This is a genomic window from Halomonas sp. Bachu 37 (assembly GCF_039691755.1).
GTDB lineage: Bacteria > Pseudomonadota > Gammaproteobacteria > Pseudomonadales > Halomonadaceae > Vreelandella > Vreelandella kashgarensis.
The window spans coordinates 765,233-777,889 of sequence record NZ_CP137552.1 but is presented as its reverse complement, the minus strand read 5'-3'; the positions used below and the strand labels follow the sequence as shown (position 1 = coordinate 777,889).

The window sequence follows — 12,657 nt, the reverse complement described above, 5'->3', positions numbered from 1 at the left end:
CGCCATGGGATGGGAAGATGGAACGCCAATCGCCTCTTCCCATGGCCGGCCCCGTGATGCTGTTTGCTGAAGCGTTCCTAGCGCAACAGCCAGGAAAGCACCAGCAGCAACAGCAAAAATCCCGCCACTCCCTGCCAGAAACGACGCGATTCGGAACTCCCCTCCCCCTCGACCTTCTGGCCAGTGCCCTTGCGCCCAAGCGGCAAACTCAAGGCGTGCAGCAATTCAGACAAGCGACGAAAACGTAACGCGCGCTGCGGGTCAAGTGCACGGCGCAGAGCTTCGTCAAGCTCGAGGCTGATCTCGGGGTTGAAGCTGCGCGAGCTGCGGTAGCTGAGCTGCTCAAGGTCGGTATGGCTGAGCAAACGATTGGGGGTGAGCACGTACGGCAATTCGCCCGTCAATAACCAGTACACGGTGGAGGCGAAAGCGTATTGGTCACTGCGCCTGCCGACGCCGTCGCCCAAAGCGTATTCCGGGGCGCTATGTTCATTGAAGCCGATCTGTCGCAGCAATTCCGCCGAATGCCGATGCCCCTCCAGCTCGCGCATATGACACGCACTGAAATCGGCCAATACCACCTTGCCGTGCGAGTCGATCAGGATGTTATCCGGATGGATCTGCTGATGAAGCAAGTCGCGATGGTGCAGGGCCTGTACCGCCTTGCCCAGCTGATTGGCGATATCAAGCCGCTGCTGCAGGCTGGCCTGGGGATGGCGCTGGGCCCACTGATTCAAGGTCTCGCCCTCGACGTGCTCCATCAAGTAATAAAGATAACGGCGCGAACGCGACGGCTCCATCACCTTGACCACGAATGGCGATTTGACCCGCTCGACCACCCACTGCTGCAACAGGAAATGCTCGAGGTAGGCATTGCGCAGCGAGAGCTCGGGGCTCGGTGCCTTGAGTACCATTTCGCGTTCGCTGTGCACGTCACGCACTCGATAAACCCGGGACTGGGCGGTACGCGACAGTACTTCCTGAATCTCGAGGCCGTCTATCCGCTCGCCGGGAGACAGCTCGGGAGGAATCGGCAGGTCGCCGTACAATTTGCCGGGATGATCCTCTTCTTCTTCGGGCAATTCATCCACACGCACCAGCTGGAAGCAGAACTGCTCGCCGCCGTAGCCCCGCTCTGACGCGCGCGCGGCAGCCTCGCTGGCCAGACGCTCGCAGGCGGCATCCAGGTCGCTGGCATCCTGGCGGATCAGGCGAACGTAATCGGAAGGCAGCAAGGTTCCTCGCACCGCTTGGGTGGTGAAGAGAAAGATGTCCCCCTGCTTGACCGGTATCAGCGAGTAATCGATATCCAGGGTCCCGTCCATTCCCAACGCCCGCGAAGGGTAGCGGTATCCCCCCAGGTCGGTGACATGGTCTCGCGACAGCTGTTCGAACTCAGCCCCCCGCAAGCGAAACACCAGGGTGTCGCCAAGATGAAAAAGGTGTGCTTCGCGCCGGCGATAGACCATGACCGAGAGCGATGAAACGAATCCGCCGGCCATGACGTGCTGGCTTTGGCTGTAACACCAACTGTTAAGCGAGCTCAGTACACGAGTGGCGGAAGTCTTCACATCCCAATGGTCGGGAGTGGAGAAATAGTCCGCCAGGAAGCCGCGCACGCTCAGGTCACCGGCCTGCTTGGCCAGGGTATTGCTTGAGATGGAGTCGCTGATGACCGCGCACGCCCCCTTGGCTTGCATCAATACGGCTTCGGGCATGCGTACCGACATCGAACTGCGATGCTTACGCCGCTCGGGTGCCACGAAAGCCTGGCCATAACTCAACAGTAACTGGGCGCGTGCCAAGTCATCCTCCTGGTTTCTAAGCGAGATATCCTACCGAACGTTTTCTATCGACCGTTTTTATCGGCCGGCCCATGATACACCCTGGCGATTCCGAGCGATGCACTCCAAACGTCGGTTGCGTTTGCGCTCTGGCTTTCGGAAGAGATATGACATACGGCAAGCAAGATCAAACCTATTCATACTGGCAGCCCAAACCTATGTCGCATTGGTAATCAGGGGTGCTTGTTCGTATAATTCGACGCCAAAACCGACTCGAACACTCGCTGAGCCACCGTACCACCAAGGAATCCACGATGAATTTCGATAACATCCCCGCTGGCAAGGATCTCCCCCACGACGTCTACGTGGCGATTGAGATACCGGCTAATCATGCTCCCATCAAATACGAAATCGACAAGGACATGGGCGCATTGCTGGTCGACCGTTTCATGGCCACGCCAATGTTCTATCCGGCCAATTACGGTTTCATTCCGCACACCCTGGCGGACGACGGCGACCCCATCGATGCTCTGGTGGTAACGCCCCACCCGGTCCAGCCTGGCAGCATCATTCGCGCTCGTCCGGTCGGTATCCTCAACATGACAGATGAAGCGGGCGAAGATGCCAAGCTGGTCTGCGTGCCCCACGCCAAGCTTTCCAGCCTGTATGACGATATTCACGAAGTCACCGACCTGCCCGAGCTGCTGCGCCAGCAGATCGCCCATTTCTTCGAGAACTACAAGGATCTCGAAAAAGGCAAGTGGGTCAAGGTCGAATCCTGGGAAGGCGCCGAAGCCGCTCGCAAGGCGATCGAAAAATCCGTGGCGGCCTACCACAAGGCCTGAACCACAAGCTGTACGCCAGACACTGGTGAATGAAGCCGCCCTCGGGCGGCTTCATTGCGTAAAAGGGATTAATCGAAGATGAATTCCTGCGTCCCGAGACCGCACCCCTGCGTAGACGTTTCTCTCTGCGGTATGCTATGGCACTGGAAACATGACGCCCGGCCGCTGACTCTTGCCCATAAACGTCATCTCACCGCCACCGGTTCAGTTCGTGAATTTAAGGACGCTTCGTGTCAATGTTCAAACGCATCGCCTGCCTGTTGCTGCTTATGTTACCCCTCGCGACACAGGCGCAGTGGTTCTCCTCGCAGCAGGACAAGGATGATTTCCTGCCGGTACTGGAAGCCTTCCAGCCCAGTGCCTGGCACGATGGAGAAACGCTTTTTATCGGCATGCAGAGCGCGGATGGCTATTACCTCTATCGTCATCAGTTCAGCGTGGAAAGCCTGACACCCAGACTCGATCTGGGCGAGCCCCAGTTGCCCGAAGGGACTTTTACCACCGACGAGTTTCTCGGCGACGTCTACATTTTCCGCGATACGGAAGTCCTCGAGGTACCGCTGGAATCAGCGCAAGCGGGGCCTTTCGATATCGCCCTGACCTTCCAGGGCTGTGCGGATGCCGGGCTCTGCTATCCTCCCGAACGCGTCGAACTCGAAGTCGCAGAAACCAGCGCCCCTGCCGTCTTTGCCGATATCAGTACCGGTACCGGCACAGAAACGCCAGCAGACCCTGGCAGCAGCCCCAGTAACATAAATCCCGACGGGTTTTCTCCCCCGCAAAGCGAAGACGGCCGCTTCAGCGCGCTGATCGTTGATGCGAGCCTGCCGCTGGCATTGGGACTGTTTTTCCTCGCCGGACTAAGTCTTACCTTTACTCCCTGCGTATTGCCGATGGTACCGATTCTGTCGTCGATCATTGTCGGCCAGAACCCCACCCGCCCCCGCGCCTTCGTCCTCTCGGCAAGCTATGTAGCGGGCATGGCGCTCACTTACGCCGTGGTTGGCGTACTGATGGGGCTATTCGGCGCGGGCCTCAATCTACAAGCGCGGCTGCAGTCCGCGCCGGTGTTGATTACCTTCACCGTTCTTTTCGTGGTATTCGCCCTGGCCATGTTCGGCACCTTCGATCTACGACTCTCGCCTCGCCTTGCCGGCAAAGTCGATGCGTGGCAAGCGAGAGCCCAGCAGAGCGGCCCTGCCGGCCTGGCCCTTGCCGGAGCGCTATCGGTACTGGTGGTATCACCCTGCGTCTCCGCCCCGCTGGCGGGTGCCCTGGTTTTCATCTCCTCGACGGGAGACGCTTTCCTGGGAGGCGCTGCCTTGCTGGCTCTCGGACTCGGCATGGGTGTCCCGCTGCTGCTGGTGGGGACATTCGGCACCACCCTGCTGCCACGCTCGGGTGCGTGGATGAACGGGGTCAAGATTGCCTTCGGCTTTCTGCTGCTGGGGGTGGCGATCTGGCTGGTGGAACGTCTGCTGGCACCTTCACTGGGGTTACTGCTGTGGGGCGTACTGGCCATCGCCGGGGCGGCAACCCTGGGCGTGCTCAATTTCAACCAGCCCCAAGGCTGGCCCCGGGCGCGCCAGGCCGCCGGTATCGTGCTGCTTACCTGGGGTGTTCTGCTGGTCATCGGCGCGGCACAAGGCGGCAACGACCCCCTGCGCCCACTAGCTGTGACGCGGGAAGCCACCGATGCCGTTCCAGCCGGCACGCCTGAAGCGACTCGCTCCATCACGACAGTGGATAGCCTGGCGGCTCTCGGTGCCGAGATCGATGAAGAACAGGATTCTAGCCGCCCCGTGCTCGTCCACTTTACCGCTGACTGGTGTATCTCGTGCAAGATAATGGAGCGCGAGGTATATCCCGACCCTCGGGTAGTCAAGGCGCTTGAGGGTTTTCGGCGTATCGATGTCGACGTAACCGCCACCTCCCCCGCTACCCGCGAGGTGCTCAACGAGTTTGGTCTTTTCGGCCCCCCTAGCCTACTGTTCTTCCACGCGGGGGAGGAAATACGTCAAGCGCGCATCCAGGGTGAAGTCGATGCACGTCAGCTCAGCGAGCATCTTAGGCATCTGGAAGATTGGCTTGAACGCAAGCCGGACTGAGCCAGGTCGCGAACGTCCTGAAACGGTCGTTTAAAGGCAGCTTTTTAACAACACTTTGCCCGTGACTGGACAATATTGATTTTTTTCGTCAAACTCCGCCCACTAGTCAACATAAAGTACCACTTCTGGAGCTGTATGCAGGGCAAAGTGCGCAAACTTGCTGCGTTCTCTGCCAATAAAGGCGAGGTTTACCACGCCGCGAATCTTGCCCTGCTTCTCTATTTTTGGCGCCAAGCCGGGCGCCACCGAGCTCACCAACCGGGACACTGAGATGGATATCCGCAAAGTCAAGAAACTGATCGAGTTACTCGAAGAATCCAATATCAGCGAAATCGAGATACAGGAAGGCGAAGAGTCCGTACGCATCAGCCGTCATCCCAACGGCACCAACTGGCAACCCCAGCCCTCCTCCTATCCGTCCCCCCAGTATGCGCCCGCACCGCAGCCTAGCGCCGCGATTACCGAAGCCGAGCCCGAAGCCACATTCCAGGGCGAGGCGGTCAACTCGCCCATGGTGGGGACGTTCTATCGCAGCCCCGCTCCCGGTGCCAAGTCATTCGTCGAGGTGGGCGACCAGGTCAAGAAGGGCGATACCGTGTGCATCGTGGAAGCCATGAAAATGATGAACCAGATCGAAGCCGATCGTGATGGCGTCGTGGAAGCGATCCTGGTCGAGGACGGCGAACCGGTGGAATTCGATCAGCCGATGATCGTGATTGCCTGATCTTTCATTTCTGACACTGGTGGATTCTCCCATGCTGGACAAGGTACTTATCGCCAATCGCGGCGAAATTGCCCTTCGCATCCTGCGGGCCTGCAAGGAACTGGGCATCAAGACCGTTGCGGTGCATTCCAAGGCCGACCGCGAACTCATGCACGTACGCCTGGCGGATGAAGCCGTCTGTATCGGCCCGGCCTCGTCGGCCCAGTCGTACCTCAATATTCCGGCACTGATCAGCGCCGCCGAGGTCACCGACTCCAGCGCGATCCACCCCGGCTACGGCTTTCTTTCGGAAAACGCCAATTTCGCCGAACAGGTCGAACGCTCGGGTTTCACGTTCATCGGCCCACGCGCCGAAACCATCCGCCTCATGGGCGACAAGGTCAGCGCTATCGAGGCGATGAAGATCGCTGGCGTTCCCACGGTTCCGGGTTCTGACGGCCCACTTGGCGATGATGAAAGTGCCAATCTGGAAACTGCGCGTCGTATCGGCTATCCGGTCATTATCAAGGCGGCCTCCGGCGGTGGTGGCCGTGGCATGCGCGTGGTACATACCGAAGGTCATCTGCTTTCCGCTATCACCGTCACCCGTACCGAAGCCCACGCGGCATTCGGCGACGGCACGGTGTACATGGAGAAATTCCTGCAGAAGCCCCGCCATGTGGAAGTCCAGGTGCTGGCCGACGGGCAGGGAAATGCCATCCATCTATATGACCGTGACTGCTCCCTGCAGCGGCGCCATCAGAAGGTGCTGGAAGAAGCGCCCGCTCCCGGTATCGACCCGGAAGCACGCGCCAAGGTGCTGGAAGCGTGCCGTCAAGCGTGTATCGAGATCAACTATCGCGGCGCCGGCACTTTTGAATTCCTCTATGAAGACGGTAACTTCTTCTTCATCGAGATGAACACCCGGGTCCAGGTGGAACATCCCGTCACCGAGATGGTGACCGGCGTGGACATCGTCAAGGAGCAGCTACGCATCGCCTCGGGCCTGCCGCTTTCTATTCGTCAGGAGGACGTCAAGCTCAACGGCCATGCGTTCGAGTGTCGGATCAACGCCGAGGATTCTCGCACGTTCATGCCCTCTCCCGGTAAGGTCACCCTGTATCACGCCCCCGGCGGGCTCGGCGTCCGCATGGACTCGCACCTGTATACCGGTTATACCGTACCGCCCCACTATGATTCGCTGATCGGCAAGCTGGTTACCTGGGCGGCGGACAGGGAGAGTGCCCTGACGCGGATGCGCAATGCCCTCGATGAGCTGCTGGTCGAAGGCATCAAGACCAATATCGACCTGCAGAAGGACCTGGTGCGCGACGGTTACTTCCGCCAGGGCGGGGTCAATATCCACTACCTGGAAAAGAAACTCGGCTAGCAGTAAGTCCGTTTTTCACGGCGACGGGGTGGCAAGTGCCACCCCGTTCGCGTTGTTCCCTATAATTCACTTCGATCCACTCTCCAGGAGCTCCCATGCCTTGGCTGCAACTGAAAGCCCATGTCGCACCGGAACAAGCCGAAACGCTTGAAGATTTACTGTTGGCGGAAGGGGCCACGGCGATCAGTCTGCAGGACGCCCACGACGACCCAGTATTCGAGCCGGAACGCGGCACCACACCGCTATGGAACGACACCATCCTCACCGGCCTCTACGACGACCTCGAGGGTGTCGATGAGATGCTCGCACGACTCGACGCCGCCTGGGCCGAACAATGGCCGGGAGAGCCCTGCCCCAGCATCGAGTACGAATTACTCGCCGACCGCGACTGGGAGCGGGAATGGATGGAGGATTTTCACCCTCTACAAATGGGTGAACGCCTGTGGATCGTGCCGAGCTGGCATACGCCCCCCCATGCAGATGCGGTCAACCTGGTACTCGACCCGGGCCTGGCGTTCGGTACCGGCACCCATGCCACCACTGCCCTCTGCCTGGAGTGGCTGGACTCGTTAGCCATCACGGGGCAGCTTGCCGAGAAAACCGTTCTCGATGTCGGTTGCGGGTCCGGCATCCTGGCGATTGCGGCGCTGAAACTGGGCGCCCAGTCCGCCGATGCCACCGATATCGACCCCCAGGCACTGCAAGCCAGCCGCGACAATGCCGAGCGCAACGAAATTCCCCCCGAAGCGCTGCACCTGTACTACCCGGAACAGCTGCCGCCCGGCCAGTATCCTGTCGTCATAGCCAACATTCTTGCAGGCCCACTTATCGAGCTTTCGTCGATGATTGCCGGGCAGGTGGCGCCCGGCGGCGTCCTGGCCCTGTCGGGAATTCTCGCCGCCCAGGCCGAGGAGGTCAGCGCGGCATATGAAGGCCAGGGCCTGCTGATGGATGAGCCGACCATCCGCGAAGGCTGGGTCAGGCTGACAGGCAAGCGCTCGTTACACGCCTGAACGGCGGAACGTGACAGGAAGAGTTTCGGCCTTCACCCGCTGGGCGAGTCGGCGTATCATAGCGTCCCTTGAAGCCCCCGAGTCCTTGATACGGCGACCATCACAGCCAATGCCATGAGCCTTGTACAGCCTATGCTACCGTCTATCGGCCCTCACCCCCTACCCAACCAGGTGATCCTGGCGCCCATGGCAGGCGTGACGGATCGCCCGTTTCGCCAGTTATGCCGGCGCCTGGGGGCAGGATTGGTGGTGGGGGAAATGGTCACCGCCGATCCCAGCCTATGGCACACGCGGAAATCCCGTCTGCGCATGGACCATCGGGGAGAGCCCTCTCCGCGAACGGTTCAGATAGCCGGGGGCGACGCCGCGATGCTGGCCCAAGCCGCTCGCCTCAATGCCGAGCATGGGGCGGAAATCATCGACATCAACATGGGCTGCCCGGCCAAGAAAGTGTGCAACAAGGCTGCGGGCTCTGCCCTGCTGCGTGACGAAGCGCTGGTTGCCGATATCCTTCAGGCCGTGGTGGCGGCTGTCGATATTCCCGTCACCCTGAAGATCCGCACCGGATGGTGTGCCCAGAGCAATAACGCCCTGCGTATCGCCCGGCTTGCCGAAGAGAGCGGCATTCAGGCGCTCGCCGTACATGGCCGGCATCGTCAGCAGCGTTATGATGGGGTTGCGGAGTACGATACCATCGCCGACATTGCCTCTCGGGTGTCGCTGCCGGTTTTTGCCAACGGCGATATCACCACACCGGAAAAAGCCGCCGACGTGCTGGCCTATACCGGAGCCGCTGCGGTCATGATTGGGCGCGGCGCCCAGGGCAATCCGTGGATATTCCGCCAGATCGAACATTACTTGCGCTACGGAGAGCACCTGGCACCGCCCACGCTGCAGGAGCGTCTTGACGTACTCCGCGAGCATCTCGTGGCCTTGCACGACTTCTACGGCTCACATATGGGGGTGCGTATCGCCCGCAAGCACCTGGGTTGGTACCTGTCGACCGATCAGCGCTTCCAGGCGCAGGAACTGAGCCTTCTCAAGCGCCAGTTCAATACCATCGAGACTCCCTCCGCCCAGCTAAGCTGGATTCAAGATGTCATGGCTGCCGATGCCGCCAGTCGTCTGCTACCCAAAGGAAGCCATGCCGCATGACACAACCACCCGTTCTGTCGAGTATTTCTTCCACCGATGCGGTTGAAATGAGTGCTCTGGAAGAAACATCAACCCGACCCCAGCCGCTGAGGGAAGCCGTGCAGGCATCCATGCGTCGCTATTTCGAGCATCTGGACGGTGGCGATGCCAGCGACCTCTACGCCATGGTCATGGCGGAAGTGGAAGCGCCCCTGCTTGCCAGCGTGCTGGAACATACCCACGGCAACCAGACGCGAGCGGCCGATATTCTGGGACTGAATCGCGGCACCCTGCGCAAGAAATTGAAGCAATACGGTCTTATCGATAACGAAGGGAGCTAACGCGATCCTGACATCGCGTTAGCTTCCTGCTTATTTCTTCATTGTCCACACGAGCGACCCCATGGCTGAAACCGCACCATCCCTCCCCGTCCGTCGCGCTCTGATCAGCGTATCCGACAAGACCGGCATCGTGGATTTCGCCCGCAGCCTGAGCGAACGCGGTATCGAACTGCTCTCTACCGGCGGCACATTCCGCCTGCTGCAACAGCATGACATCCCGGTAAAGGAGGTTTCCGAGCACACCGGTTTTCCCGAAATCATGGATGGCCGAGTAAAGACTCTGCACCCCAAGGTCCATGGCGGAATTCTCGGACGCCGCGGTCAGGATGACGCCGTCATGGCGGAAAACGACATTGCCCCAATTGATATGGTGGTGGTGAATCTCTACCCCTTCGCCGAGACGGTAGCCAAGCCGGGCTGCTCGCTGGAAGACGCCATCGAGAACATCGATATCGGCGGTCCGACGATGGTACGTGCCTGCGCCAAGAATTACGCCCACACCAGTATCGTCGTCAATACCGCCGACTATGCCCGGGTGCTGGGTGAACTGGCGGCACTGGATGGCTGCGTAAGCGACAGCACGCGTTTCGACCTTGCGGTAAAGGCTTTCGAGCATACCGCCGGATACGATGGCGCTATTGCCGAATATCTAGGTCGGCTGGTGGAGGGAGGCGAAGAGGATTTCCCGCGCACCTTCAACCTGCAACTGAACAAGAAGCAGACCATGCGCTATGGCGAAAACCCTCATCAGCGCGCGGCATTCTACGTCGAGCCGCACAGCGATGAAGCCAGCGTGGCAACGGCAAGTGTGCTGCAAGGCAAGCCGTTATCGTTCAACAACGTGGCCGATACCGACGCCGCCTTCGAATGCGTCAAGGCGTTTCAGGATACCGCCTGTGTCATCGTCAAGCATGCCAATCCTTGTGGCGTGGCGGTGGGCCACGATCCGCTGGATGCCTACGACAAGGCCTTTGCCACCGATCCCACCAGCGCCTTCGGCGGCATCATTGCCTTCAACGCACCACTCGACGCCGCCACCGCGCGGGCGATTATCGATCGTCAGTTCGTCGAGGTCATCATCGCCCCCGGGGTAAGTAGCGAAGCCGCCGCTATCGTAGCGGAAAAGCAGAACGTGCGCTTGCTCGATGTCAGCCAGTACTGGCCCGGCCAGGTGCGTCCCGGGCTGGATTTCAAACGCGTCAATGGCGGCTTGCTGGTACAGGAGCGGGACCAGGGTATGGTCGAGCGCAACGACCTGACGGTGGTGAGCCAGCGTGCGCCTTCGGAGCAGGAGCTGCGTGACCTGGCGTTCGCCTGGCGAGTGGCCAAGTTCGTCAAATCCAACGCCATCGTCTATGCCCAAGGGGGGCGAACCATCGGCGTCGGTGCGGGCCAGATGAGCCGTGTCTATTCAGCCAAGATTGCGGGAATCAAGGCCGCCGACGAGAACCTGTCCGTACCCGGTTCGGTCATGGCTTCGGATGCGTTCTTCCCCTTCCGCGACGGTATTGATGCGGCGGCGGCGGCGGGTATCACTGCTGTCATCCAGCCGGGCGGCTCGATGCGCGACCAGGAGGTAATCGATGCTGCTGACGAAGCTGGTATGGCCATGGTCTTTACCGGCATGCGTCACTTCCGTCACTAAATTATAAAACCAGAAGCCATTGCGGCTCGCAAAAAAATTCAAGCGCAGGTATTCCCTGCGCTTGAATGGTGTATGGCACTCGGTTGTACTGCCGTCCCGCCGTTGATAACGCCGCGGGACGGCGGGCTCATCAATAGCCTAGATCGATGCACAGGTACTTGGTTTCCAGATACTCCTCCAGCCCTTGATGCCCTCCCTCGCGGCCGATACCCGACGCCTTGACGCCCCCGAACGGCGCTGCAGCATTGGAGATCAAACCGGTATTGATACCGACCATGCCGTACTCCAGCGCTTCGGCGACACGCCACACTCGCGCCAGGTCACGCGAGTAGAAATAGGACGCCAAGCCGTACTGGGTGTCGTTGGCCATTTCCACTGCCGTTTCTTCATCATCGAACGGAAATACCGCAGCCAGCGGGCCAAAGGTCTCTTCTTGCGCCACTTTCATATCGGCGCTTGCCGAACTGATCAAGGTTGGGGTAAAGAAGTTGCCGCCCAGGGGGTGGGGGTGGCCGCCCAACAACAGCTCGGCCCCCTTGTCCACTGCATCCTGAACATGCTCACTGACTTTCTTCACTGCGGCATCATCGATCAGTGGACCGATATTGACGTTCGCCTGGGTACCATTGCCCACATGCAGTTCGCTGTTCATCGCGACGGCCAATTTCTCGCAGAAGGCGTTGACGACGCTGGACTGCACCAGAAAACGATTGGTGCAGATGCAAGTCTGCCCGGCATTGCGGAACTTGGCGGCCATGGCGCCTTCCACGGCGGCATCCAGATCGGCATCTTCGAACACTATAAAGGGAGCATTGCCACCCAGTTCCAGCGATATCTTCTGAATATGCTCGGAAGCCTGAGCCATGAGCTTGCGTCCCACCTCGGTGGAACCGGTGAAGGTAATCTTGCGCACCAGCGGAGATTCGGTCATGGCCTTGGCGATTTCAGCGGCACGCCCCGGCACCACATTGAAGACACCTCGCGGCACACCGGCACGTTCGGCGAGCAAGGCCAGAGCCGTGGCCGAAAAAGGTGTCTGGCTGGCAGGCTTGACCACCACGGTACAGCCCGCCGCCAACGCCGCGCCCACCTTACGGGTAATCATCGCCGCCGGGAAGTTCCAGGGCGTGATGGCGCCCACTACGCCGACAGCCTGCTTGGTGACCACGATGCGCTGCTGGGTCTGAGTGGCAGGAATCGTTTCCCCGTATACCCGCCGCGCTTCCTCGGCGTACCAGCGCAGGAAGCTGGCAGCGTAGGCGATCTCGCCAGCCGCTTCCTTCAGCGGCTTGCCTTGCTCATGGGTCATCAGCATGGCGAGATCCTGTTGATGCTCCAGCATCAGATCATGCCATTTCATCAATATATCGGCGCGCTCGTGAGCAGCAAGCCCTTTCCATGCTGGCAGCGCGATATCCGCGGCGGCTATGGCGCGCTCGGTTTCCGCACGGCCCAGGCGGGGTATATCACCTACCTGCTCCCCGGTGGCGGGATTCAAAACCTGAATTTGCTCTCCACTATCGGCAGCCACCCAACTGCCATCGATATAGGCAAACGGGCAATACAGCTGGGTTTCCTTGAGCGCTTCCATGACAGACTCCTGGCCTAACGGCGAAAATTCGTGTCTTCATGCTAAGCCGAAAACCCCGCTTTGACCAAGCCTGGCCATCCTTGCCGCCGGAGACAGCCAAGCC

Annotated in this window: 10 protein-coding genes; 8 read left to right on the top strand and 2 right to left on the bottom strand. The window is 60.0% G+C overall.

Going from position 1 to position 12,657, the window contains the following annotated elements:
* Positions 1–77 precede the first annotated feature (77 nt).
* Complete coding sequence (locus R5M92_RS03505; RefSeq protein ID WP_346797888.1) at positions 78–1,805, bottom strand: protein kinase domain-containing protein; 1,728 nt, start codon at positions 1,803–1,805, stop codon at positions 78–80.
* A 293-nt stretch (positions 1,806–2,098) separates the two neighbouring features.
* On the opposite strand from R5M92_RS03505, the gene ppa reads away from it, so the two are divergent.
* From ppa to purH, 8 genes are all read left to right on the top strand, one after another.
* Entirely contained in the window at positions 2,099–2,629 is a 531-nt protein-coding gene (ppa, locus tag R5M92_RS03500) for an inorganic diphosphatase (RefSeq protein WP_346797886.1), read from the top strand.
* Between the two features lie 236 nt (positions 2,630–2,865).
* Positions 2,866–4,737 (top strand): protein-disulfide reductase DsbD, encoded by a 1,872-nt coding sequence (dsbD, locus tag R5M92_RS03495; RefSeq protein WP_346799231.1) that lies wholly within the window; start codon positions 2,866–2,868, stop codon positions 4,735–4,737.
* A gap of 271 nt (positions 4,738–5,008) precedes the next feature.
* Positions 5,009–5,461 (top strand): acetyl-CoA carboxylase biotin carboxyl carrier protein, encoded by a 453-nt coding sequence (gene accB, locus R5M92_RS03490; RefSeq protein ID WP_346797884.1) that lies wholly within the window; start codon positions 5,009–5,011, stop codon positions 5,459–5,461.
* A gap of 31 nt (positions 5,462–5,492) precedes the next feature.
* Positions 5,493–6,830, top strand: a complete 1,338-nt coding sequence (gene accC, locus R5M92_RS03485) for an acetyl-CoA carboxylase biotin carboxylase subunit (RefSeq protein ID WP_346797883.1) — start codon at positions 5,493–5,495, stop codon at positions 6,828–6,830.
* A 95-nt stretch (positions 6,831–6,925) separates the two neighbouring features.
* Positions 6,926–7,843 (top strand): 50S ribosomal protein L11 methyltransferase, encoded by a 918-nt coding sequence (prmA, locus tag R5M92_RS03480; protein ID WP_346797881.1) that lies wholly within the window; start codon positions 6,926–6,928, stop codon positions 7,841–7,843.
* A gap of 132 nt (positions 7,844–7,975) precedes the next feature.
* Positions 7,976–8,998 (top strand): tRNA dihydrouridine synthase DusB, encoded by a 1,023-nt coding sequence (dusB, locus tag R5M92_RS03475; RefSeq protein ID WP_346797879.1) that lies wholly within the window; start codon positions 7,976–7,978, stop codon positions 8,996–8,998.
* Positions 8,995–9,318, top strand: a complete 324-nt coding sequence (gene fis, locus R5M92_RS03470; RefSeq protein WP_417339055.1) for a DNA-binding transcriptional regulator Fis — start codon at positions 8,995–8,997, stop codon at positions 9,316–9,318. The genes dusB and fis overlap by 4 nt, the downstream gene beginning before the upstream one ends.
* Before the next feature lie 61 nt (positions 9,319–9,379).
* A complete protein-coding gene (purH, locus tag R5M92_RS03465) occupies positions 9,380–10,963 on the top strand; it encodes a bifunctional phosphoribosylaminoimidazolecarboxamide formyltransferase/IMP cyclohydrolase (protein WP_346797877.1) in 1,584 nt (527 codons plus the stop codon).
* A 130-nt stretch (positions 10,964–11,093) separates the two neighbouring features.
* Here purH and R5M92_RS03460 read toward each other — a convergent pair whose 3' ends face one another.
* Positions 11,094–12,554 (bottom strand): NAD-dependent succinate-semialdehyde dehydrogenase, encoded by a 1,461-nt coding sequence (locus tag R5M92_RS03460; protein ID WP_346797876.1) that lies wholly within the window; start codon positions 12,552–12,554, stop codon positions 11,094–11,096.
* Positions 12,555–12,657 lie beyond the last annotated feature (103 nt).